Below are 21,809 nucleotides of genomic sequence, written 5' to 3'. Positions count from 1 at the left end.
GCACGTCATCGGCTTCCCATCGGCATGACAAAACCCGCCCGGCCGAGGCCGAACGGGTCTGATTTCAAGTCGTGGCGCTGGCCGCCTTCAGTGCGGGCGCGACCTCACCGCCAGATGCCGGAGCCCCTGCTCCATCGCCTTCTGCCCGAGGTTGAGCGCCGGTCCGAACGGACGTCCGTCCGCCGCCCTCGTCGCGTCGAGCGATCGCGCCAAAGTCAGGCAGCAGGTCGGCTCGAGCGCGATCAGTTCGTCATTGGCCCTAAAGGGGGCCGCCTTGCCGTGGGAGTCGAAATCCACCCGGGCAAGGATGAGCGTCACCCCCTTCTGCTGCGCCCATCGGATGGCCAGCTTTTCGGCGCCCTTGGCCCCGGTCGTGGCGAGCGCCATGTCCGGCCACTCCGCCAGAGCCCAGTTTAGGGCGTCGAAGATGCGCGCCGCGTCCTCCGCCGCATCGGCGGACGGCGCGCCCCGGAAGGCCACGACCGGTCCGGCATGATACGCATTGCCCGCCCTTCGATCCCGGATCGCACGGATGGCTTGCTTGGCTTCCAGCTGGGCCGCCGTCAGGAAGCTTCCCCGGCGACTGCCCTTCCAAGCGGTCCAGACCTCGCCGGTGGCAACCGTCCAGGCGTCGGAGGCCGCATCCCTGATCCGCTCCGCCGCCTGCGCCGCCGCATCACCCGCCCGGGCCCGCGCGGTCGCCTCCTGCAGCTCGACGTCCGACGCCTCCGATCCGTCGAAGTCGCGGTCGAGCCGGCGCATCACATCGCGCGCCCGGTCAGCGTCCCGTTCGATCCTTCCCGCCGCCGAATGGAAGGCGCCAATGAGGGCTTCGCCGAGCAGGGTCTGGAAGTCCTCCAGCGCCGTGTCTGCGATCACGTCCAGCAGTTCGGTCATGAGCGCCCGCCCGAGCTGGACCAGGGCGTCCTCGGAGGCCTGCGGTCGCTGATCGCCAAGCGCCGCGGCCAGGTTGTCGAAGCCGCCGCCGGTTGCCGCCGTGAAGGCCGTCATCGTGCAGGTGTTCGAGCTTTGCATTGTATCGTTCCCGTTCTGAAAGGCCGAAGCGCCCCATGCGCAACGACCCCATTCCTGGCCACGTCGGGGTCCCCGGCGGTCACCGCAGCGGTCCGCCCCCTTGCGGGCCGCGAAGGGAAACGGCGAAGCCGTTGACGGCCGGGGTGACGTGTCAGGATGGGAGGTCGTTGTGTGGGGGCATGTCCTCGCCCCTCTGGGGGCGAGGACCCCATTCGGCGCCGTCGCGCCGACAGCCACGCAGGCCCTGCGGTCGCCCTGGCCCTAGACGACGGCTCGCGGCCGTCGTCCTGCACGCCGCGTCGGGCCACAGTCGATGCCGACCATTCGCAGAAGGCTTTCGGCCGAACATTGCCGCTTCTGGTAGCCCACGGCGGCATGGGCCGCACAGAAGGCGCCGCGCGCGATGGGGCGCCCGCACAGCCCGAAACCCGCCTCGCCGGAACAGCCATAGGGCCAGCGACACTGTCCGGCCCTCACGGACAGGATGGTCGCCTTCGGCGCGGGCGGCGCAGCCAGCAAGGCTGCTGAAGGCCCGATCATCGACCTGCCCTTCAGCGATCCGGGCGACCGAACGGCAGGCCGCGCGGCGGTATTTGTCTCCCTAGGCGACCTGGTCCGGGGCGGCGCCGCAGGGCGCGCGCGCCGGACGTCCGGTCCGCGGGCCAGACCCAGGCGATAGACCTTGCCGAGAACGGCGCAGCGCGAGACGCCGTGGCCGAGATCAGACGCGATGGCGGCGGCGGTCCGGCCTTCCAGCCACAGGGCGGTGAGGCGCAGGATACGATCTTCGGTCCAGATGGAGACGGTCATGGCGATGCTCAGGGTCAGCGAGCCCGATCGGCTCGCCCCCGACCGCCCTTCCTCTCTCTTTCCGCGTCCGACACGACAATGGCCCGGTGCGTCCGCCCCGGGCCATGCCGTCCCCTTCCGATCCGGTGATCAAAAGGGGATGTCGTCGTTCAGATCATAGCCGCTCGCCGCATCCGGGCCGGCGTCGCCCACGGACGGCTTCCGGTTCAAGGCGGCGTCGCGCCGGTTCTTCAGCCGCATGTCGTCCACCACCACCTTCAGGTCGTAGTGTTCGACCCCGTCCTTGTCGGTCCAGCTGTCGTTCTCGACATGGCCCTGAAGGACGACCCGGCTGCCCTTGCGGGCATAGGGGGCGATATAGTTCTCCGCCGTCGCCTCGTTGAAGCAGACGCAGTTGAAGCCGGTCGTCCGCTCGCCCTTTTCGCCGTCGGCGCGCCGATAGCGGGTGGTCTCGAGGACGCGAAAGCTCGCGCGTTTGCGCCCCGAACCCTGGGCCGAGAGGATGGACGGGTCGGCGGCCAGATAGCCTTCGATGACGAGGGTCTGCATGATTCAGTCTCCTTGAGAATGAGGGTGAGGATCAGGCCGCCGCGCGGCGGCCCTTGTGAGGGCGGGTCATCTCGACAGCTTCGTCAGCCATGTCCGCCGCACCTTCCGCGCCGGGTTCGGCGGCCCTGTCGGTCGCCCAGTCGAGGATCGTCAGCCGGTTCACCACCAGTTCCTTGGCGGCGCGCTCGGTCCCGTCGCCGGCGGTGTAGGCGGTGTCGATAAAGGCCCCCACGACCAGAGCCTCGCAGCCCTTGGCGAGGCCGCGGGCGATGACCTTCTCGTTGAGCCCCTTGGCCCAGCTGACGCAGTTGACGCCGACGATGCGATCCTTGCCGCCAACGTCCACGCCGCGTTTCTCGAGCAGCCGGAACACCGCCTTGGCGAAGTCCGGGCTGATCTGGGGATCGGCCGCCAACCGGCCGGTGAACACCATGGTCTGCATGACAGTCTCCTTGTGATCCGAGGCCGGGAAGACCCTCTCCCCGTTCCGCCTCGCCCTCCTGAGCCCTTTCTCCCGCCGGACCGGTTCCGCCGGGCGCACCCCGACGAAACCGGCCTTCCGGTCAGGCCGCTGCGTCGTCCGCAACCACATCGACCGGGTCCACGCCGACCAGGGCCGCCTCCCCGGCCGGCGTCACCACGAAGACGCCGACGTCCCATGGCGGATCCCTGTCAGCCGTCTCGCCTCCCGCCTGCGGATCGTCAGCATCGGCCTCGTCGTCAGGCGCTTTGTCCGATTCCGGGTCGGATGCATCCGCACCGTCGGCATGGTCGACATCCTCCGGCGTCAAGCGCCACGACAGGCAGGGCGGCGCCCAGCTCCGCGCCCTCGCCTGGTCCTCGGTCCAGGCGACAAGGTCGCCCTTCTTCATGCGGGCCGGGGCCTCGGTCTCGCCCCCCATGCGCTCGAGCATGGTCAGCATCTGCTCGCGAGAATGCGGACGCAGATAGCCTGAGTCCGGCGTCCACCAGCGCGCCACGTCCGCATCGCAGAGGTCGGCGAGCTCGGCGGCCTCGGCCCTCGCGGCCTGACGCACCTGGCTGGTCCGTTCCTCACGCAGGTCGAGGCTGAGGGCCGTCAGCTCCGCCAGGAGGCCCATGCGCTCGACCGGGTCCAGAGCGTGGACCCAGGCGATGAGGGTGAGCCCCGACGACTCCCAGGTGCGACGGCGTTCGTCGAGGCGTTCGCGCACTACGCCGTCGAGGGCCTCGACGACCCGACCGCCCGAAGGGCTGAAGGCCGAGGCGGTGATCGCCAGGGCCGCTTCGGTCCTGCCGACCGGCGGCCAGACGGCCATGGCCCCGAACAGGCGCGCCACCAGGGCGGTCAGCGCGACCTCGGGCGTTTCGGCCAGGGCCCGGATCAGACCCCGCGTCGCCATATCCGTGCGGATCGCATGCAGGACATGGCTGACCCCGTCGATCTCGGCCGTCGGGGCCTCGGCCCGGGGCGGCGCATAGGCGGCGCGCGCAACAGGCCGCGTCCGGCCTTCCGACACGGCTTCGCTCTCGCCAGCCTCGTCATCTCCTGACCTGACCGGCTCGGCCACAGCCTCCGCCGGACCGTAGCATTCGATCTCGACGCCGGTCCGCAGCGAGGGACGGAGCACTAGGACCGTGGCCAGGCGCTGTCCTGCCCCCGCCTGATCCTGGGCGATGCGCGCCCGCACATAGGCCGCCCGTCGCTCGGCGGCCTCATCATCGGGCGTCGCAGGCTTGATCGATTCCACAGCCTCGGCCGCCGCCTCGGTCAGATCACGGGCCTCGCGATAGGCCTTGGTCGCCTCCTCGGACAGACCGCCGTAGGCGTAGTAGAGCCGCTCCAGGTCGTCGGGCAGGTCCGGTCCGTCGTCACCCGCACTGAGGTGGATGGTCAGCCCCTCCGCCTCGAAGGGCGCCGCAACCTCCGCAGCCCGCTTCAGCCAGGCGCGCGTCAGGACTGCGGGATCCAGCAGGACGGGCGGCAGTTCCCCGAACAGGTCGGCCTCTGTCCGCCCGCCCTCAATCGCATAGCAATCAGGGGTGATCAGACCGCAGCGGGGATCGCGGTCGGTGATCCGGCCTTCGCCCAGTTGCTCCTGGATGCGCCATTCCTGCAGGCCATGGCCGTCCAGGACGGCCTGGGCCAGCTCTTCCTGCTGGGTCTTATCCTTCAGACGGGCGAGCAGCCGCGCCTGGCGCAGGGTGATCTTGCCGGCCTTGAGCGCCTCCAGGGCCGTGGCGGGAAGTTTCGACAGGGCCGCCAGGCGGCGGATATCGATCTCGCCATGCCCAAGGGCGCGGGCGATGACCTTGATCCCGAGACGCTCCTTCAGCATCCGGCCGATGGCGGCGATGATGTCGGCGACGTGGACGGGCACGGCCGTATTGGTCAAGACGACCGCTGCGGCCTGCCGGGCCCGGTCGATCTCGACGAAGACCTCGACCGGATGATCGTCGTCGATAAAGGCTCCGTCGCGCAGCAGCCGCAGGGCCATGAGCCGGCGGCGTCCGTCCAGCACCATGAAGGCGGCTTCTTCATCCTGGCCCGGACGCACAGTCGGGTACTGCAGGAGACCGGCGGCGGCGATGGTGTCCGCCAGCTGGGGGATGTCGTCGTCGGGCGCCTCGCCGTGGCGGAGGTTCTCAGGGGCGATGTCCAGATCGCCCAGGCGGACCGTCTTCTGGCTACGGGTCGAGACCTGGGCCGGAGCCATGGTCGGCGGCGATACGCCTGGAGCGGCGTCGGAACGGGCCTTGCGGATGCGGCTACGAGCAGTGCGGGTCATGGGTCTTCTCCCGCCGGTCGGCGGAGCCTATCCCCGCCATGCCGGCGCCCGTCCCCGCCCTTCCCCTCTCCTTGCCGCGCCCCCGTCGAGCCCGCGTCCGTGCCGAAGTCAGCGCGAACAGCGCCTTCCCACCGGGACCACGGGTCAGCCGCCCCTGGAAAACCGGCGCGTCACGCCCCGCAATCGCGCAGCACCGGCCGCCATGGTCGGGATTGGCGCTTCGCCGTCCAGAACTTTGGACAGCACCTCGCGCGCGCCGGCCGCACCGTCGAAATCATTCAGTCTGGATTCCATTTCCTGGATCGGGGGCGCGCCTTGCGCCCGGCTGGACGCAGCTGTTGAGAACCCAGAGCCGCGCATCGACACGCGGCGCGAACCACCCTCTACCCACGCCCATGAAACGACTGACGCCGATTGAACACGCCAGGGCCAAGGGCAAGACCGTCACCATGAGCATGCCCGATCGCGGGCCGGAGGTGCGGGCGCAGATCATTGCCTGGCTGGTGAAGCGGCCCGGCGACAGATGGTTCTACGCACAGGGCGACAACTACGCTTTCGAGACTGCCGCCGACGCAGGGGCGTTCAAGCAGTGGCTGGTAGGCGCCCTTGCGGCCTGAAAAGAAGAACCCGCCCCGGAATACCGGAACGGGCCAAGGAAGGGGTTTGAACACGTCGGCCCGAGAGGATTCAGGCCAGCAGAAGATCACGGGCTTCAAAACCTGTGATTGCATAGACCATCAAGCGCACCACTGGACATTGGTGTCAACAATGAACCCGGGCGCCTCAAAGGGCTCGGGTCCAAGACGACAAAGGCTGCCTGCTGCGACATCACGTCAGGCAGCAGCCGGTACATCAAAGCCAACAAAGAACCATGTTCGACTAGACGGCCCTGCACCACTCCCTTTAGAAAGGGCCGCGCCACCGCAACCTCTCGTAGGCGCAGATGGGCAAGCGGGGGCTCCCATGACAAACGACGCGGCCCTCATCCGCCTGCGCGCGGACCTAGCACGCCAGATACAAACCTGGATGGACGACGCCTTCGCCAAGGTGGATTTCAACGCCGATCCGGACAGGGTGATCGAGGCGCTGACCCTGGCCTGGAGCGAGGTTCTTCTTCGCGTCGAGGCCGTCGACCAGGCCGCCCAGGCCGCCCAGGCCGCGGGTCCATCACCGCATAGCGTCCACAAATCTTCACCCTTGACCGGAATCACAACTCAACCGAGCGTAAGCTTGTTCGATCCCGTCGACTGAGCCGGGAGCGAACAAGGACGGCCGGCTGGCCGATTGGCGGTCAGCGCCCTCCCTCTGTGGAGTTTGGCGATGGTTGTAGCGTTCCAGGAGACGGTTGAAGCCTACGTTACAAGCACCGACACCGAGGGCGATGACGACCTCCTGAACAAGCTCGAACGCCTGATCCTCGATCACATCCCCCGGTCGATCGCCGAAACCGTCAGCATGCTCGGCGTCATCATCCCCAATGTCGAAATAGGCGGACGCGTCGACGGTGCGGACGTCGCCGCCCTCGCGAACATACGCACCTTCCTGGAAAGCCTCGCCTAGCGCCGCACCTTGCAGCCCTGCCGCCTTTTAGGCCGTCATCAGCCCCAGGATCGCTTCCGCGCTCTGCGACGAGATTCGCGCATCCCGATGACACCCCATGAATGGCCCTATGACGGGTGCGCGCCCGACGAAAGGCGATCCAGGCGCTCGGCAAGCCCGGCCAGCGCCTCATAGATGATCGCCAACTCGACATAGGCCTCGCGGATGTCTGAAGTCGGTGCTCCAAACGACCGGCAAAGCCAATGCACCGCCTGATCTCTCAAAGTTTCGCTCACGACACCCCTGCGCCAAAATGAAACCGTACAGCCTATACTCGCAAGAGTTGTGCAACAGGCGGCCGCAAGCACGCCAAGGTCGGCTTCCGTCTCGACATGGAATCGATCCATTTGCCAGGAACCCGTCCTCCCAAGAGGATGCCGTGACGATAAACTCTCCATGCCGAGACGCTAGAAATGACCCCCGATGAGCGTGAGATCCGCCAGGTCGTCGAGACCTGGTTCGCCGCATCCAGGCGCGGCGATACCGCCGCCGTTCTCGATCTGATAACGGACGACGCCCTCTTCATGGTCCTCGGCCAGGAGCCTTTCGGCAAGGCCGTATTCGCCGCGGCGTCCAAGGCCATGGAAGGCGTGCAGATCAACGGCGAAAGCGAGATCGTCGAACTCCAGGTGCTCGGCGACTGGGCCTTTATCCGCAACCATATCGACATCAACGCCGCCCTCCCCGACGGCCGGACCGTTCATCGGGCGGGCTATACTCTCACGCTCCTGCGCAAGGAAACGGACGGTCAATGGCGTCTCGCGCGCGACGCCAACCTCCTAACCGTACGCGATTGAGGCGAATGGTCCTCGCGCGGCGCGTTCAGGATTTCCACCGAACCCGCGGCGGCGGCCCCCTCTTCTCGGCCCGGGTCTGCAGGGTTGGATGCGCCTTCGAAGAGATAGAACCCCGCCGCCACGAGGTCTTCGCGAAGGACATCCGGGAGCGCCATGCCCAAACAAGTAGAACGGGGGTGCGGCGGTTGCAGCGCGCACACCCTGTTGATGTCCGCGTGAAACCCGGCGAACGGCCTCGCCATCGGCCCCGTCAGGCCGTGGTAAGCACCACGCCGACCAGGACCGCCGCCCAATGCACGCTGGCCGCCGCCACCACATGGCCATGCCAGACCGCCCGGAACCAGCCGAGCTTCTTGCGCACATAGAAGACCGCGCCGGACATGTAGAGGGCCCCGCCTACGGCGAGGAGCAGGAGGGCGATCCAGGAACCGTGAGCGATCATCGGCTTGAAGGCGATCACCACGAGCCAGCTCAGAGCGACATAGAGGACGATCCAGAACCGGCGGCCGACGCCCGGCAGGAACAGTTTCCCCAAGGCCCCCAGGATGGCCAGGCTCCATACCGCCGCCGTCATGCCCCAGGCCCAGGCGCCGGTCAGATTGTGGGTGGTGAACGGCGTGTAGGAGCCCGCGATCATCAGGAAGATGCCCGCGTGATCGAGGCGACGCAGAAGCGGACGCCACCGGGGAGCCGCGAAATTATAGGCGGTAGAGAAGCCCAGCATGGCCAGCATGCCGACCGCATAGACGCAGACGGCCAGCACCAGACCAAGACTGCCCTTGGCGACGGACAGTCCGAGCAGCACGCCGCCGCCGAACAGGGAGAAGGCCAGGCCGACGATATGCACCACCAGGTCCGCGCACCTGGCGCGCGACGTCGGATAATGCCTCGGCGGAAGGGTCATCTGGGTCACATCTCGAACCTAACACATAATCCCGCCGACGAATGAGCCCCTCACGCGCCCATTGAACGCCTCCTGGCTCCGACGCGTTGAGCGAGCCACGACCCATGGGAGGTCCAGATGGCCGACTACACCCTCTACTACTGGTCCGCGCCCTTTCGCGGCCAGTTCGTGCGCGCCGTCCTGGCCTATGCCGGCAAGACCTGGACCGAGCCCGGCGACGACGCCATAGGCGCCCTCATGGAGGGGCCGCTTGAGGCCATGCCGGTCCCCTTCATGGGTCCGCCCGTCCTGGTGGACGAAACCGCCGGCGTCGCCCTCTCGCAGACGCCGGCGATCCTCTTCTACCTTGGCGAGACGCTGGGCCTTCTCCCCGCCGCCCCTGCCCTACGCGCCCTGACGCTCAAGGTGGCCAACGACGCCAACGACCTCATCGACGACCTCACCCTGGATGGCGGACGCCTGATGTGGACGGACGCGCGCTGGAGGGACTTCATCCCTCGCCTGCGAAAATGGATGGCCCTGTGGGAGGACCTAGGACACCGCCATGACCTGAGCGCCGACGCCGGCCATCTGCTGGGCGGCGACGCCCCTGGCGTGGCCGACGTCGTCACCGCGACCCTGTGGTCGACGCTGAACGAACGCTTTCCGCCGATCGCGGCGATGCTGGAGGAGGGCGCCCCCGCGACGGCCGGATTGACCCGCCGCATCTCGGCCCTGCCCGCGCTCACCGACTTGGCCACCCGCGCCCGCCGTGAGTACGGCGACCTCTATTGTGGAGGCAAGATCGAGCAATCCCTCCGCCAGGTCCTCCGAACAAACCAGGCTCCCCAAGACGCTCGATGAAACGACGAACGCCCCTGTCCCCAGGCGCTGCCTAGTCCGCGGCGAGGCCGTTTCAGCCGGCTAGACGCGCCCTTCCAAGCCGACGCGCGGCCTCTTGCAGCACAGCATCCGGCTTGGCGAAACAGAGCCGCAAGACGCCGTCGCCCGCATTGCCCGACATGAAGGCCGAGACCGGAATCCCGGCGACGCCATGCTCTTCAACCGCCCGGTCGGCGAATGCGACCGCACTAGCCGCGACGCCCGAGGCCTTCAGGTCCAGGCACAGGAAATAGGTCGCCTCGGACGGCAGAACGATGAAGCCCTGCCGCTGCAAGGCCTCCGCCAGATGGTCACGCGACCGCGCCAGGGCCGCCGCCTGATCTGCAAAGCGCGCCGAAGACCAGGTCAGGCCCTCGGCGACCGCCGCCTGCAGATGGGGCGGCGTCGAGAAGGCGATGTACTGATGCGCCTTGGCCGCCACCTCCAACAGGCGGCCGCAACCTGTCAGGAAGCCGACCTTCCAACCCGTCAGGCCGAACAGCTTGCCGGCCGATCCGATCTTCAGCGTGCGCTCGAACATCCCCGGGACTGCGGCAAGCGAGACGTGCTGGCGGTCGTCATAGACCAGCCGCTCCCATACCTCGTCGGTGACCGCGATCAGATCATGTCGACGACAGACGGCAGCGACGGCCTCGACCTCGTCCACGTCAAAGGCCCGGCCGGCGGGATTGAGCGGATTGTTGAACACCAGGACGCGGGTGCGCGGCGTCACAGCGGCTTCCAGCGCCTCCGCCGTCAATCGCCATTCCGGCGGCGCCAGCGACACGGCGCGGACGACACCTCCGGCCCGCTCGATCAGCGGGCGATAGGCGTCATAGGCCGGTTCGATGATGACCACCTCATCGCCGGGCGTGACGACGGCCATCAGGGCCGATGCAATCGCTTCAGTCGCGCCCGACGTCACCACCACATTCTTGGCCGTCAGTGCCAGACCGTCGAAGCGATTGTAGAAGTCCGCCGCCGCCGTCCGCAGTTCGGGAAGCCCTCGCGACGGAGGATATTGGTTGCCGCGCTCCCGCAAAGCCCTCGCCGCCGCCTCGAGCAGGTCAATCGGCTCTGGACCGTCCGGGAAGCCCTGCCCCAGGTTGACGGCGTCGTGCTGGCGCGCCAGCCCCGACATGCGCTCGAACACGGTGGTCGGAAGGCTGGCGAACAGAGGATTGAGGCGCATGTCCAGAGCCTACTTCAGGTCGTTCACGAACCGCCACGAAAGACGCGGGCCGCATCAGCGACCCGCAGTTTCAAGGGAGGAAACGCCTCTCGGGAGAGGCACCTCAACCTCTCATATGGCCCTGCTCAACCCAATGTAGAAATGCTGCTCGGACCGTCAGGTTTCCTCGCGCCGTCCATGTGTCGCCTGCAAAACCAGATAGACGCCAATTCGACACGCGCGAGCCTGAGGTCGTCCGGCGCAACTTTTTCATCACCCACCGGTTTACAAGTTTGGCGATCAGATTCGCGCCACTTCCGGGTCCGATCTGATCCTGGCGTCGAGCCCAAAGGCTCCGCACTGAGGCCCGCCATCCATAGGGTGGCGGGTCCTCTTCGTATTGAGTCTACTCGCGCATCATTGCCTTAAGGCCGTCGTCGAATTCGCCCGGGGCGAAGAGTAGCTGTAAGCCTTGGCTGGAAGTCAGGAACCTGTTGCACAAAAGGATGTTGAAAAGCGGCGGCTTCGGCTGCGCGTGCGGTCGCCTGATCAGCACCGCAGAATTCCTTCGTAGACCACTTCCCCCGCCCTATCCGGCGGGGTTTTTCTTTTCGGCGCCTCAACACTCCCGTGTTGTTCGGAAGCACCACAGGTCCAGAAGCGAAACAGCGCAGCCTGCGTCGCATATCAAACGTTCGCGAAGACCGGTTTGACCGCTAGCGAAACAAACTTGAGGCGAGCGGAGGGAATTTGGGCGCCGAAACGTCCTGAAACGATCTGACAAACGAAGATTCGTTGTGTCCCATATGTGTCCCAAACGCAGACCGCACGAAGCTCGCCTACGAAGACCTTCAACATGGTATTGAAACATAAGGGGAAAATGGTACGCCCCCTCGGGCTCGAACCGAGGACCCTCTGATTAAAAGTCAGATGCTCTAACCAACTGAGCTAGGGGCGCACATTCTTTGAAATCAACCACTTGGGTCGCTTTCCCGCCGACAAGCGAAGCGCCTGTTTGCGGAGGCGGTTTTTGGTTCATTCGCGACAGCAGGTCAAGGGCCACAACGTCGGAAGACGCTTATTTTGTGAGGAAAAGCACCAAAAGGCCCCCGACCGGATCGCACGCCAAGGTTATCCGTATTCGGTCCGGAATACGCGGCCCTGCTGACCCATCAGGTTCCAGCCCGCATTGGTGGGGCGCAGCTTGCCGGACTTGCCGAACTTCTCCGCCAGCCCGAACACCACAAGTTGGGCGCTGGCGCCCGCGTCCTGGGTCCTGTCCGCGTCGACAATGTCGAGCAGGGCGGCGATTCGTTCAGCTTCGGTCACGATGGTTCCGGTCGTCCGTTAATCCTGCACACCCCGTGCCGGGTCGCCGCCCCAAGGGCAAGCGATCTTCGCGGCCTAGCTTCCGAACCGACCGATTTCTGACAGATGCCTGGTTTTCCAGCCCTGTTCAGCCCGCCGCTTTCCAGTCTAGCTTCACGCCATGGGACCGCTCACCGGACTACGCATCATCGAAATCGACGGCCTGGGGCCGGTCACCTTCGCCGGCATGGTGCTGGCCGACATGGGGGCCGAGGTCCTGCGGCTGACGCGCGGCGGAAACGCCCCCGCCGCCGTGTTCGACGATGTCGGCGGCGAGGTGCTGCATCGCGGACGCATCGCCGTGCCGGTCGATCTGAAATCGCCTGAGGATCGCGACAAGGTCCTGGCCCTCATCGCCGGGGCCGACGCCCTGATCGAGGGTTTCCGACCCGGCGTCATGGAGCGACTGGGTCTGGGGCCGGACGCCTGCGCCGCCATCAACCCGCGTCTCGTCTATGGCCGCGTCACCGGATGGGGCCAGAGCGGGCCGATGGCGGATCAGGTCGGCCACGACATCAACTACCTGGCCCTGTCCGGCGCCCTCTATCCCATGGGCGCGGGCGATCAGCCGCCCTGCCCGCCGCTCAATCTGGTCGGCGACTACGGCGGCGGGGCCATGATGCTGGTCAGCGGCGTTCTTGCGGCCATGCTGGAGGCCAAGACCACCGGACGCGGGCGCGTCGTGGACGCGGCCATGACCGACGGCTCGGCCCTGCTGACCAGCCTCTTCCATGCCCTGCGGGCGCGCGGTCTGTGGAGCGACACGCGAGAAGCCAACCTGCTGGACGGCGGAACGCCCTTCTATCGCTGTTACGCCTGTCGCGACGGGCGCTTCGTCGCTGTCGGGGCGCTGGAGCCCCGCTTCTACGCCGCTCTGATCGACGGCCTGGGCCTGACGCCGGAGGATGCCACGCAGTTCGACCGCGACGCCTGGCCGGCCCTGCAGACCCGCTTCACCGCCCTGTTCGCCACAAGGGACCGCGACGACTGGGCCGCCCATTTCGCCGGGACCGAGGCCTGCGTCACCCCCGTCCTGACCCTGGGCGAGGCGACGGAGCACCCCCACAATCAGGCGCGCGGGACTTTTGTGAAGGCCGGGATCGTCCAGCCCGCCCCCGCGCCGCGCTTCGGCGCTCACGCGGCGCCGGTCAGCGCCGACCGCCCCGCCCTGCCCCTGGATCAGGCCCTCGCCGACTGGGCCAAACCGGCCGCGTCCCGCGTGACGTAACGTGTGACGGAGAAGGTTCAGTTGCGGTTCATTCTCCTTCGGTAAACAAGGCGAGGGAACCCAGCTGCGCAGACGACGTTTGCCACCCCAAAGGGGCAAGAAAACCAAATGAACCGCTTGATTGTAAAACGTTTGCTCTTGGCCGCCGGCCTGGCCGCCACCGCCGCCCTCGCGGCCTGCGAGGAGCCGCGCCGGGACAACGATTACGAAGCCGTGGAAATCCAGACGGAAGAGCCGACTGCGCCCGCCGCCGAAGACTCCGGCGCCCCCGTCGTGGCTGAAGCCCCCGCCGCCAAGGAAGCGACGACGCCGGTCGAGGCCATTCCGCACGACGAACGCACCTCGGAACAGACGGTGCAGCCGGAAAGCGATACGCTGTTCTACTGATTCCGCTCTGAACGGCCCTCTCTGCCGGTTGTCGCGCTCTGAACCCAAGGCTCCAGTTTGACGTCGAGGTCCCATCTCCTTCTCGCCAGCGTGGCGCTCTGGGCTGTCTGCGGCCAAGCGGCGCTCGCCGATGAGCCCAAGGCCGAGATCCGCGGGGAGATCGACGGCGAACTGCGCCGTCAGCTGGAGCAGGCCGTCGGTCAGGTCGACAACGCGCCCGCCAATCGGTTCGAGGCCCGGCGTCGCGCGCGTTCGGCCATGGAGTCCGCCCAGGCCCTGCTGCGCTCCGAAGGCTATTACCAGCCCACGCTGCAGGACGATGTCGAGGGTGAGGAAAAGCCCGTCGCCATCGTCACCGTCACGCCTGGCCGCCGCTTTGAGCTGAGCGAGACCAAGGTCAACTGGGTCGCCCCAGTGCCCGACCCCGTGTCGCAGTCGGTCGCCACCGCCGATCTTGGGCTGAAGCCGGGCGAACCGGGCCGCGCCGCCGACATCCTGGACGCCGAGGGCCGGATCGTCGCCAGCCTGTCCCGCGAAGGCTATGCCGACGCAAAGGCCGAACCGCGCCGCGTCGTCGTCGACCACGCCACCTTCACCGTGCAGCCCAACTTCAACATCGCCTCGGGCGAGCTGGTGCGGCTGGACGGGATCCTGGTGCGCACGCGCGGGCCGACCAATCCCGACTGGGTCGTCAACCTGGCCCCGTGGAAGGCCGGCGACCGCTATGATCCCGAAGACGTGGCTGAACTGGAACGTCGACTGCTGGACACCGGCGTCTATGACGGCGTCAACGTCTCCCTCGCGCCGCTGGATCAGGTCACGCCCGAGGGCCTGCGCCCGGTCGTGGTCGGCCTGTCCGATCGCCCGCGCAGCCTGCTCGAGGCGGGCGCCACCTACTCGACCGCCGAGGGCGTCGGCGTGGACGTCTTCCGCACCCGCTACAACCGGTTCGGCCGCGCCGCGACGCTGAAATACGGGCTCCGGTTCGCCAGCATCGACAGCCGCCTCGGCGGCGAGGTCAGCCTGCCCCACTGGCGCAAGCCCGGCCGGACGCTGAAGCTGTCCTCCTACCTCGTCAACGAACAGACCGACGCCTACGACCGCAGCGCCCTGACCGTGAACGCCGACCTGTCGCAGCGCATCGGCAAGACCTCCTTCTTTACCTACGGCCTGGGCCTCGATGCGGGCCGCTATACGGAAAACCGCTTCGATCCCGTCACCCAGGCGCCGATCACCTTCGACCGCGATCTGGCGATTGTGACGGGGCGGACCAGCGCCTTCATGGACCGCTCCAATGACCCGCTGAATCCGACCACCGGCTTCCGCCTCTACGTCTCGGCCCAGCCGACCGCCGTGACCGGCGAGGACACCGTTCTCTTCCTGCGCACAGAGACGCAGGCCACTGGCTACCTGCCCGTCCAGGACGGCGCCAGGACCGTTCTGGCCGGTCGCGTCCGCATCGGCTCGATCATCGGCGGTCAGGAATTGACCGTGCCCTCGGACCGCCTCTTCTATTCCGGCGGCGGCGGCTCCGTGCGCGGCTACTCCTACCAGAGCATCAACCCGCGGCTGCCCGACAACACCCCGCGCGGCGGCCTGTCGCTGTTCGAGACCTCGATCGAAGTGCGCCGCGACATCGGTCAGAAGTTCCAGGCCGTCGGCTTCATCGACGCCGGCGCCATCGGCTTCCAGGAAACGCCCAACTTCAACAACCTGCGCTACGGCGCCGGCGTCGGGGTGCGCTACAAGCTGCCCTTCGGCCCGGTCCGCGCCGACATCGCCATTCCGCTGGACAAGCGTGAGGGCGACGCCGAATTCCAACTCTACATCAGCATCGGCCAGGCGTTTTGACCGACACCCCTCCGCCTCACGAACCCGAAGCGGAAACCGCCGCCGACACACCGGCGCAAGCGGAAAAGCGCAAGCGCACGCGTCTGCAACTGATCGCCTTGGTCTCCGGCATCGTGGTCGCCGCCCTTGTCGCCCTGGCCATCGTCGCCGCCATCGGCGGCCGCATGTACCTCGTCTCGGATTCCGGCCGCGACCTGATCACCAGCTTCGTCTCCGGCAAGAAGATCAGCCGCTACGGCCGCATCAATGTCGAGGGCCTGAAGGGCGACCTGTTCGACGACTTCATCCTGGGCCGAGTGACCGTGACGGACGCCAACGGCGTCTGGCTTGAGGCCACCAACGTCCACGTCGACTGGTCCTACTGGCCCCTGCTGATGCGCCGCTTCCATGCGACCGAGATCAGCGCAGATAAGATCCGCGTCATCCGCCGCCCTCTGCTGGAGCCCCGCACCGAGCCCGGCGGCCCCCAGGCCATCTCCGTCGACATCGACAAGTTCAGCGCCAACGTCGAGCTGATGGAGGACTTCTCCAAGGAATACGGCCGCTGGTCGCTGGCCGGCGACGCCGAGATCCCGCGCAAGGGCGACAAGAAGGTCAACGTCAACGCCTTCAGCCTGAACCGCAAGGGCGACCATCTGCTGGTCAAGGCCGTCATCGGCAAGAAGCCCGAGGACCTGCGTGTCAACCTGCGCGCCAATGAAGCCCAGGGCGGCCCCATCGCCGGGGCCTTGGGCTATTCGCCAGACAAGCCCTTCTCGGCCGTCGCCGTGGTCAACGGCGAGATCGTCAACGTCGAGGTCAAGACCGGCGACTTCACCCCCCTTTCGGTCAAGGGCCGCTACGGCAAGGACGGCGCGCGCATCGGCGGCTATGCCGACTTCTCGGGCTCCGACCTGCTGGCGCCCTTCGTCGAACGCATTGGCCGCACCGCCCGCTTCGGCTTCGCCACCACGCCGGACAAGACCCGCGAGGGCTTCCAGGGCGTGGCCTGGACCCTGAACGCCGAAAACATCCAGTCCAGCGCCCAGGGCCTGATCCGACTCAAGGACCGCACCGCCCCTGACGGCGTCCGCCTAGAGATCACCACCCCCTCGCTCAACCGACTGGTCGGGTTCAAGCTGGCCGAGGGCGCCACCTATACCGGCGTGTTCAAGGGCGACGCCCAGATCTGGACCCTGCAGGGCTCCGCTAGTCTTCAGGACGCCGACCTGGCCAGCTATCGCGCCGCCCGCATCTCCGGCCCGCTCAACATCGCCGTGAACAAGGGCCAGTTCGATATCACCGCCGACGCCCGCGCGGTCGGCGGCTCGACCGCCGGCATCATCGGCGCCCTGCTGGGATCGACGCCGCGCGTGCAGCTGGAAGGCACGCGCACCACCGACGGCGCCTATCTGCTGAAGAAGATCGACGGGCGCGGTCAGGCCCTGACCCTGACCGGATCGGGCGGACGCAACCTGACCGGGGGCCTCAGCTTCCGCGGCAACGCCGACATCACCGACATCTCGCGCATCCGTCCCGGCGCCAAGGGTTCGTTCAGCGGCCCCATCCAGGCCAGCAAGGCGCGCGGCAAGACGCCCTGGGTGCTCAGCTTCGACGGGCGCGGCTCACGCATGAGCGTCGGCATGGACGAACTGGACCGCCTGCTGGGCCAGACCCCCCGCCTCAAGGCCGCCGGATCGTGGCGCAGCGGGGTCCTGTCCATCAACAGCAGCGAACTGACCGGCGCCGCAGGGCGCATGGGGGCCAAGGGCCTGATCGAGGGGGGCAAGATGCGTCTGGCCCTGAACTGGGACGCGCGCGGCCCCTTCGGCGTCGGCCCCGTGGCCATCGACGGCGCCATGAGCGGCGACGGCGCCCTGACCGGCACCCTGGCCCAGCCGCGCGCCGACCTGCGCGCCGCCTTCGACAAGGTGTCGGCCAGCGGTCTGGTCCTGACCAACGCCGACCTGATCCTCAGCTTCCGCAAGGGCGCCGACGCCTCGGACGGGCGGATCGTGCTGAACTCCGGCTCCAACTACGGCCCGGCCCGCGCCTCAGGGAACTTCTTCCTCGGCGGCAAGAGCCTTCGGTTGACCGAGGTGGACGTCAACGCGGGCGGCGTGACGGCCCAGGGGGCCATCGCCCTGTCCAACAACTACCCCTCCAGCGCCGACCTGACCTTCACCGCGCGTCAGGGCGCCTTCCTGGCCTCGGGCGAGGCCAATGGCCGGGTGCGCCTGACCGACGGCGGCGGCGACCAGAGCGCCGTTCTCGACGTCACCGGCCGCAACGTCCGCCTGGCGGGATCGACCTGGGTCGTCCGCAGCCTGTCGCTCAAGGGCCAGGGCACGCTGGAACGCCTGCCCTTCACCCTGTCGGCGGACGTGGGCGGCGCCACTCCGGTCCAGTTCAACGGCACGGGCGAGTATTCCCGTCAGGGCCCCGCGCAGAGCGTCACCCTGCGCGGCGGCGGTCGCGTGCGCGAGGTCGCCTTCACCACCCGCGCCCCCGCCGTCATCGCCCTGAACGGCGACGGCCGCGTCGTGCGGGTCGATCTGGGCCTCGGGGGCGGCGTCCTGACCGGCGAACTGCGCCAAGACAAGGCCGGCAGCGCCATCCAGGCCGAGTTGACCAATATCGAACTGGGCTCTCTGGCCCCCGACCTGCGCGGCCAGATCACTGGCCGTGTCTCGCTGCAAGGCTCGGGTGAGACCCTCAACGGTTCGGCCAATGTCGACCTCAAGCAGCTTCGCAGCATCGACGCGCCGCGCGGTCTGGCCGTGGACGGCACGCTGAACGCCGAACTGACCGACAACATCCTGCGTCTGAAGGCCCAGGCCCAGGACAGTACGGCGGTGCAAGCGTCCGCCGATGTGTCCCTGCCGGTCGAGGCATCGGCCGCGCCCTTGCGGCTGGCCATCGCCCGCACCCGGAACATGTCCGGCCAGATCGCCATCAACGGCCAGATCCAGCCCATCTGGGACCTCTTCCTCGGCGGCGCCCAGTCCCTGTCGGGTCAGATCGCGGCCCGCGCCACCCTGGCCGGCACGCTGAACGAGCCGCGCCTGAATGGGCGCCTGGATCTGACCCAGGGAACCTTCCGCGACAGCATCACTGGTCTGCGCCTCGAAAGCGTCACGCTCGCCAGCCGCTTCGACGACAGTCAGGCTGTGATCGAACGCTTTGAAGCCGCCGACGGCGTCAAGGGCACGGTGACCGGCAACGGCAATCTGGGCCTGCGTCAGGGCTCCGGCTCGACGCTGCGGCTGGAGCTGACGCGCTTCCGCGTCATCGACAACGACATCGCCGAGGCCCGCGCCAACGGGGTCCTGACCGCCGTGCGCGGCGCGGACGGCAATATCCAGCTCAGCGGCGACCTGAACATCGACGAGGCCAACATCTCGCCCAACCTGCCCGGCTCGAACGGCGTGGTGAAGATGGACGTGGTCGAGATCAACCGCCCCGGCGGCGATCCGGTCGAGGTCGAGACCAAGGGACGCGGCCCGCAGATCGGCCTGAACCTGAACCTGACCGGACGCGAAATCCACGTGCGCGGGCGCGGCCTGAACGTCGAACTGACGGCCAACGCCCGCGTGCGCGGCACCATCACCCGCCCGGTGCTGACCGGCACCGCAAACGTCGTGCGCGGCGACTACGAGTTCGCGGGCAAGCGGTTCGTCTTCGACGACAGCGGCTCGGTCATCCTGTCCACCGACCCCGCGCGCATCCGCCTGAACCTGGCGGCGGTGCGCGAAGACCCGGCCCTGACCGCGACCATCAAGGTCACCGGCACGGCGGCCCAGCCCAAGATCGAGCTGACCTCGACCCCCTCCCTGCCTCAGGATGAAATTCTGTCTCAGGTCCTGTTCGGGCGTTCGGCCTCGCAGCTGTCAGGGTTCGAAGCCGCGCAACTGGCCTCGGCCGTGGCCTCTCTGGCGGGCGGCGGCGGGTTCGACGTCATCGGCAACCTGCGCCAGTTGGCGGGTCTGGACCGCCTGTCCTTCGGCGGCGAGGCTTCCAGCCTGACCATCGCTGGCGGTCGCTACATCACCGACGACGTCTATCTGGAGATCATCGGCGGCGGCGAAGGCGGGGCGGCGGTCAATGTCGAGTGGCAGGTGCGCCGCAACCTGGCCGTCAGCTCCAAGTTCGGCGGCGAAGGCGACGCCAGCATCTCGGTCCGCTGGCGCCGCGAAAGCGACCGCCCCGGCGGCGGCGCGCCACTTGATCGGCGCCGCAACCGCAGCCGCTAGCTTGGGCTTTCCCTTCTCCCCTTGGGGGAGAAGGCGCCAGACTTGCTGCCTACAAAACTTCCAGAATGGTCTCGACGGGGCGTCCGATGCGGGCGCCCTTGGGCGTCTGGACGATGGGCCGCTCCACCAGCACCGGCTCGGCGATCATGGCGGTGCGGATCACGTCGTCCGATGCGCCGCTCTCCAGCAGTTCGCTCGTCTTCGCCTCACGCTTGCGCAGCATCCCCGAGAGGCCCACGCCCGTCTGCTCGGCCAGCCGGTCCAAGGTCGCCGCGTCCCAGCCGGTCTTCAGATACTCGACCACCACCGGCTGAACGCCCTTCTCCTGCAGCAACTCCAGCGCCTTGCGCGAGGTCGAGCATTTCGGGTTGTGGAAGATCGTGACGGTCATGGCGAAGCTCCTGTCTGAAGCCCTCACCTAGGCCTTGAGATCCCCCCGCGCCAGCACCGCCGCGCCGCGCAGCCCGCCGACATGCAGGATCAGGCAGACCAGCATGGTCGTGGCCGCGATCACCGCGCCCCAGGCCGGAACGCCCGCTGCCCCCAGCGGCGCGCCGACCAGCAGACTGACGCCGAACGCGCTTAACTCATAGAGCGCCCAGGCCAGGCCGAAGACCGGCAGGATGCGGTTGGGCCGACGCCACTGCGCCCAGCCCAGACCGGTGGCGATCAGGGCGAAGAAGACGGCGAACCCCGTCGTCGCGCCGCGGAACTCGGCGTAGGCGGCGTCCGAGGCGTACCAGACCAGCCCCGCCTGCATCAGACCCGTCGCCGCCCACAACCAGAAGGCCACGGCGCTGAGGCGCGCCATGGCCGCCGCCGTCGTTCCCGAATCGACGGGACCGAACGGGTTGGGGAAGCTGAAACGACGGTTCATGCGCGACTCCTCGACTGCGGCGGCAAACCTATCCCGCGCGTACCCGTTTTCCCAAGGCCGTGAGCGAGAAACCGCCTCGCCTTCACCTTTGCCCCCGCCCCGTCTAGGGTCGCCGTTATGCGGATCGAACCCCACGACCAGGCCGTTCTCGACCACGTCGCGGCCCAGGGCGACGTGATCGTCGCGCGGACCATCGACTGGGCCAATATCAACTCCGGCAGTCGCCACGCCGCCGGTCTGGCGCGGATGCTGGACGTGCTGGAGGCCGAGGCCCGCCGCCTGCCCGCCGAGATCGTACGCGTGCCGACGCAAGGATCGACCACCGTGGCCGACAGCGGCGCTGTGATCCCCGAAAGCTACGCCGACTGCCTGACCATCACCGCCCGACCCGAGGCCCCGATCCAGGTCGTCCTGACCGGCCACTACGACACCGTCTTTCCCGCCGACAGCGATTTCCAGACCGTCGTGACCCGCCCCGACGGCGCCCTGAACGGCCCCGGCGTGGCCGACATGAAGGGCGGCATCAGCGTCATGCTGGCCGCGCTGGAGGCCTTCGAAACCCACCCGGACAAGGCCCGCGTCGGATGGACCGTGCTGCTGAGCCCCGACGAAGAGATCGGCTCGCCCGCCTCGGCGCCCCTGCTGGCCCAACTCGGCGCGCGCGGCCACGTCGGCCTGACCTATGAACCGGCCCTGTCGGACGGCACGCTCGCCGGCGAACGCAAGGGCAGCGGCAACTTCCACCTGATCGTCACCGGCAAGGCCGCCCACGCGGGCCGCGCCTTCCACGAAGGCGCCAATGCGGTCGCGGGCGCGGCCATGATCGCCGCCCGTCTGCACGGCCTGAACGGCCAGCGCGAGGGCGTCACCGTCAATGTGGCCAGGATCGCCGGCGGCGGGGCGCTGAACGTCGTGGCTGACAACGCCGTGGTCCGCTTCAACGTCCGCGTCCCGGATCAGGCGGCCTCAGACTGGATCAACGCCGCGGTGCGCGCCATCGCCGCCGAGCCGCCCTTCCCCGGTCTGACGCTTGACCTGCACGGCGGCATGACCCGCGCGCCCAAGCCGATGGACGCATCGCAGACCGCCCTGTTCCATGCCGTCCGCGACGCGGGCGAACTGCTGGGCCAGACCATTGCCTGGAAACCGTCGGGCGGCGTCTGCGAAGGCAACAACCTGCACGCCGCGGGCCTGCCCAACGTCGACACCCTCGGCGTCGTCGGCGGCGAGATCCATTCGGATCAGGAGTTCGCCTGGCCCGCCAGCTTCGTCGAACGGGCGCAACTGTCCGCCCTGATCCTGTGCAAGATCGCCTCGGGCGAGATTGACGCGTTGAAACTGAAACAGCTCCGACTGGAGACCATGTAACCGC

General features: G+C 68.0%; 21 protein-coding genes and 1 tRNA gene. 10 read left to right on the top strand and 12 right to left on the bottom strand.

Going from position 1 to position 21,809, the window contains the following annotated elements; translation table 11 throughout:
• Positions 1-87: 87 nt before the first annotated feature.
• The 6 genes from HNP51_RS14865 to HNP51_RS14840 all read right to left on the bottom strand — a co-directional run bounded on the left by HNP51_RS14865 (position 88) and on the right by HNP51_RS14840 (position 5,456).
• A complete protein-coding gene (locus tag HNP51_RS14865; RefSeq protein WP_184271694.1) occupies positions 88-1,011 on the bottom strand; it encodes a DUF2493 domain-containing protein in 924 nt (307 codons plus the stop codon).
• Positions 1,012-1,296: 285 nt separating this feature from the next.
• Positions 1,297-1,845 carry a GcrA family cell cycle regulator gene (locus HNP51_RS14860; RefSeq protein ID WP_184271697.1) on the bottom strand — a complete coding sequence of 183 codons (549 nt, stop codon included), beginning with the start codon at positions 1,843-1,845 and terminating at the stop codon, positions 1,297-1,299.
• 129 nt (positions 1,846-1,974) lie between these two features.
• Positions 1,975-2,394, bottom strand: a complete 420-nt coding sequence (locus tag HNP51_RS14855) for a single-stranded DNA-binding protein (RefSeq protein ID WP_184271700.1) — start codon at positions 2,392-2,394, stop codon at positions 1,975-1,977.
• Between the two features lie 31 nt (positions 2,395-2,425).
• The gene (locus HNP51_RS14850) at positions 2,426-2,836 is read right to left on the bottom strand and encodes a hypothetical protein (protein WP_260398514.1); all 411 of its coding nucleotides are present in this window, start codon (positions 2,834-2,836) and stop codon (positions 2,426-2,428) included.
• 121 nt (positions 2,837-2,957) lie between these two features.
• The gene (locus HNP51_RS14845; protein WP_184271703.1) at positions 2,958-5,162 is read right to left on the bottom strand and encodes a ParB/RepB/Spo0J family partition protein; all 2,205 of its coding nucleotides are present in this window, start codon (positions 5,160-5,162) and stop codon (positions 2,958-2,960) included.
• Between the two features lie 144 nt (positions 5,163-5,306).
• Positions 5,307-5,456 carry a hypothetical protein gene (locus HNP51_RS14840; RefSeq protein WP_184271706.1) on the bottom strand — a complete coding sequence of 50 codons (150 nt, stop codon included), beginning with the start codon at positions 5,454-5,456 and terminating at the stop codon, positions 5,307-5,309.
• Between the two features lie 101 nt (positions 5,457-5,557).
• On the opposite strand from HNP51_RS14840, the gene HNP51_RS14835 reads away from it, so the two are divergent.
• The 4 genes from HNP51_RS14835 (at position 5,558) to HNP51_RS14820 (ending at position 7,558) form a co-directional block, all read left to right on the top strand.
• Positions 5,558-5,779 carry a hypothetical protein gene (locus HNP51_RS14835; RefSeq protein ID WP_184271709.1) on the top strand — a complete coding sequence of 74 codons (222 nt, stop codon included), beginning with the start codon at positions 5,558-5,560 and terminating at the stop codon, positions 5,777-5,779.
• A gap of 346 nt (positions 5,780-6,125) precedes the next feature.
• The gene (locus HNP51_RS14830) at positions 6,126-6,413 is read left to right on the top strand and encodes a hypothetical protein (RefSeq protein WP_184271712.1); all 288 of its coding nucleotides are present in this window, start codon (positions 6,126-6,128) and stop codon (positions 6,411-6,413) included.
• A gap of 33 nt (positions 6,414-6,446) precedes the next feature.
• On the top strand, positions 6,447-6,722 hold the full coding sequence (locus tag HNP51_RS14825; protein ID WP_114818804.1) for a hypothetical protein: 276 nt from the start codon (positions 6,447-6,449) through the stop codon (positions 6,720-6,722).
• A gap of 452 nt (positions 6,723-7,174) precedes the next feature.
• The gene (locus tag HNP51_RS14820) at positions 7,175-7,558 is read left to right on the top strand and encodes an SgcJ/EcaC family oxidoreductase (RefSeq protein WP_184271715.1); all 384 of its coding nucleotides are present in this window, start codon (positions 7,175-7,177) and stop codon (positions 7,556-7,558) included.
• Between the two features lie 250 nt (positions 7,559-7,808).
• Here the strand turns inward: HNP51_RS14820 and trhA are convergent, their stop codons facing one another.
• Entirely contained in the window at positions 7,809-8,462 is a 654-nt protein-coding gene (trhA, locus tag HNP51_RS14815) for a PAQR family membrane homeostasis protein TrhA (protein WP_114818806.1), read from the bottom strand.
• Positions 8,463-8,579: 117 nt separating this feature from the next.
• Here trhA and HNP51_RS14810 point away from each other — a divergent pair, with 117 nt between their 5' ends.
• On the top strand, positions 8,580-9,305 hold the full coding sequence (locus tag HNP51_RS14810; protein WP_184271718.1) for a glutathione S-transferase: 726 nt from the start codon (positions 8,580-8,582) through the stop codon (positions 9,303-9,305).
• 52 nt (positions 9,306-9,357) lie between these two features.
• Here HNP51_RS14810 and HNP51_RS14805 read toward each other — a convergent pair whose 3' ends face one another.
• The 3 genes from HNP51_RS14805 to HNP51_RS14795 all read right to left on the bottom strand — a co-directional run bounded on the left by HNP51_RS14805 (position 9,358) and on the right by HNP51_RS14795 (position 11,823).
• Positions 9,358-10,515: an aminotransferase gene (locus HNP51_RS14805; RefSeq protein ID WP_184271721.1), complete on the bottom strand. Its 1,158-nt coding sequence runs from the start codon at positions 10,513-10,515 to the stop codon at positions 9,358-9,360.
• A gap of 860 nt (positions 10,516-11,375) precedes the next feature.
• Positions 11,376-11,452 (bottom strand) — tRNA-Lys (locus HNP51_RS14800).
• A gap of 173 nt (positions 11,453-11,625) precedes the next feature.
• On the bottom strand, positions 11,626-11,823 hold the full coding sequence (locus tag HNP51_RS14795) for a hypothetical protein (protein WP_184271724.1): 198 nt from the start codon (positions 11,821-11,823) through the stop codon (positions 11,626-11,628).
• A 160-nt stretch (positions 11,824-11,983) separates the two neighbouring features.
• On the opposite strand from HNP51_RS14795, the gene HNP51_RS14790 reads away from it, so the two are divergent.
• The 4 genes from HNP51_RS14790 (at position 11,984) to HNP51_RS14775 (ending at position 19,560) form a co-directional block, all read left to right on the top strand.
• Positions 11,984-13,090 carry a CaiB/BaiF CoA-transferase family protein gene (locus HNP51_RS14790; RefSeq protein ID WP_184271727.1) on the top strand — a complete coding sequence of 369 codons (1,107 nt, stop codon included), beginning with the start codon at positions 11,984-11,986 and terminating at the stop codon, positions 13,088-13,090.
• A gap of 108 nt (positions 13,091-13,198) precedes the next feature.
• Complete coding sequence (locus HNP51_RS14785) at positions 13,199-13,477, top strand: hypothetical protein (protein ID WP_184271730.1); 279 nt, start codon at positions 13,199-13,201, stop codon at positions 13,475-13,477.
• Positions 13,478-13,534: 57 nt separating this feature from the next.
• Positions 13,535-15,328: an autotransporter assembly complex family protein gene (locus HNP51_RS14780; protein WP_184271733.1), complete on the top strand. Its 1,794-nt coding sequence runs from the start codon at positions 13,535-13,537 to the stop codon at positions 15,326-15,328.
• Positions 15,325-19,560, top strand: coding sequence for a translocation/assembly module TamB domain-containing protein (locus tag HNP51_RS14775; protein WP_184271736.1), 4,236 nt, complete (start codon positions 15,325-15,327; stop codon positions 19,558-19,560). The genes HNP51_RS14780 and HNP51_RS14775 overlap by 4 nt, the downstream gene beginning before the upstream one ends.
• A 49-nt stretch (positions 19,561-19,609) precedes the next feature.
• Here the strand turns inward: HNP51_RS14775 and arsC are convergent, their stop codons facing one another.
• Together arsC and HNP51_RS14765 are read right to left on the bottom strand one after the other, a co-directional pair.
• Positions 19,610-19,951, bottom strand: coding sequence for an arsenate reductase (glutaredoxin) (arsC, locus tag HNP51_RS14770; protein ID WP_184271740.1), 342 nt, complete (start codon positions 19,949-19,951; stop codon positions 19,610-19,612).
• Positions 19,952-19,978: 27 nt separating this feature from the next.
• Positions 19,979-20,437, bottom strand: coding sequence for a hypothetical protein (locus tag HNP51_RS14765; RefSeq protein ID WP_184271743.1), 459 nt, complete (start codon positions 20,435-20,437; stop codon positions 19,979-19,981).
• Between the two features lie 117 nt (positions 20,438-20,554).
• On the opposite strand from HNP51_RS14765, the gene HNP51_RS14760 reads away from it, so the two are divergent.
• Positions 20,555-21,805 (top strand): hydrolase, encoded by a 1,251-nt coding sequence (locus tag HNP51_RS14760; protein WP_184271746.1) that lies wholly within the window; start codon positions 20,555-20,557, stop codon positions 21,803-21,805.
• The last annotated feature ends 4 nt before the right edge of the window (positions 21,806-21,809 follow it).

This window comes from Brevundimonas bullata, assembly GCF_014207965.1.
In the GTDB taxonomy this organism is placed as follows: Bacteria; Pseudomonadota; Alphaproteobacteria; order Caulobacterales; family Caulobacteraceae; genus Brevundimonas; species Brevundimonas bullata_A.
Note: the sequence above shows the minus strand (reverse complement) of the source record. Positions and strands in the feature narration are given on the sequence as shown.

Excerpts from the sequence above, each read along its gene's own strand:
- HNP51_RS14865 (WP_184271694.1), bottom strand. The coding sequence starts at position 1,011 with ATGACGGCCTTCACGGCGGCAACCGGCGGCGGCTTCGACAACCTGGCC.
- HNP51_RS14860 (WP_184271697.1), bottom strand. The coding sequence starts at position 1,845 with ATGACCGTCTCCATCTGGACCGAAGATCGTATCCTGCGCCTCACCGCC.
- HNP51_RS14855 (WP_184271700.1), bottom strand. The coding sequence starts at position 2,394 with ATGCAGACCCTCGTCATCGAAGGCTATCTGGCCGCCGACCCGTCCATC.
- HNP51_RS14850 (WP_260398514.1), bottom strand. The coding sequence starts at position 2,836 with ATGCAGACCATGGTGTTCACCGGCCGGTTGGCGGCCGATCCCCAGATC.
- HNP51_RS14845 (WP_184271703.1), bottom strand. The coding sequence starts at position 5,162 with ATGACCCGCACTGCTCGTAGCCGCATCCGCAAGGCCCGTTCCGACGCC.
- HNP51_RS14840 (WP_184271706.1), bottom strand. The coding sequence starts at position 5,456 with ATGGAATCCAGACTGAATGATTTCGACGGTGCGGCCGGCGCGCGCGAG.
- HNP51_RS14835 (WP_184271709.1), top strand. The coding sequence starts at position 5,558 with ATGAAACGACTGACGCCGATTGAACACGCCAGGGCCAAGGGCAAGACC.
- HNP51_RS14830 (WP_184271712.1), top strand. The coding sequence starts at position 6,126 with ATGACAAACGACGCGGCCCTCATCCGCCTGCGCGCGGACCTAGCACGC.
- HNP51_RS14820 (WP_184271715.1), top strand. The coding sequence starts at position 7,175 with ATGACCCCCGATGAGCGTGAGATCCGCCAGGTCGTCGAGACCTGGTTC.
- trhA (WP_114818806.1), bottom strand. The coding sequence starts at position 8,462 with ATGACCCTTCCGCCGAGGCATTATCCGACGTCGCGCGCCAGGTGCGCG.
- HNP51_RS14810 (WP_184271718.1), top strand. The coding sequence starts at position 8,580 with ATGGCCGACTACACCCTCTACTACTGGTCCGCGCCCTTTCGCGGCCAG.
- HNP51_RS14805 (WP_184271721.1), bottom strand. The coding sequence starts at position 10,515 with ATGCGCCTCAATCCTCTGTTCGCCAGCCTTCCGACCACCGTGTTCGAG.
- HNP51_RS14790 (WP_184271727.1), top strand. The coding sequence starts at position 11,984 with ATGGGACCGCTCACCGGACTACGCATCATCGAAATCGACGGCCTGGGG.
- HNP51_RS14785 (WP_184271730.1), top strand. The coding sequence starts at position 13,199 with ATGAACCGCTTGATTGTAAAACGTTTGCTCTTGGCCGCCGGCCTGGCC.
- arsC (WP_184271740.1), bottom strand. The coding sequence starts at position 19,951 with ATGACCGTCACGATCTTCCACAACCCGAAATGCTCGACCTCGCGCAAG.
- HNP51_RS14765 (WP_184271743.1), bottom strand. The coding sequence starts at position 20,437 with ATGAACCGTCGTTTCAGCTTCCCCAACCCGTTCGGTCCCGTCGATTCG.
- HNP51_RS14760 (WP_184271746.1), top strand. The coding sequence starts at position 20,555 with ATGCGGATCGAACCCCACGACCAGGCCGTTCTCGACCACGTCGCGGCC.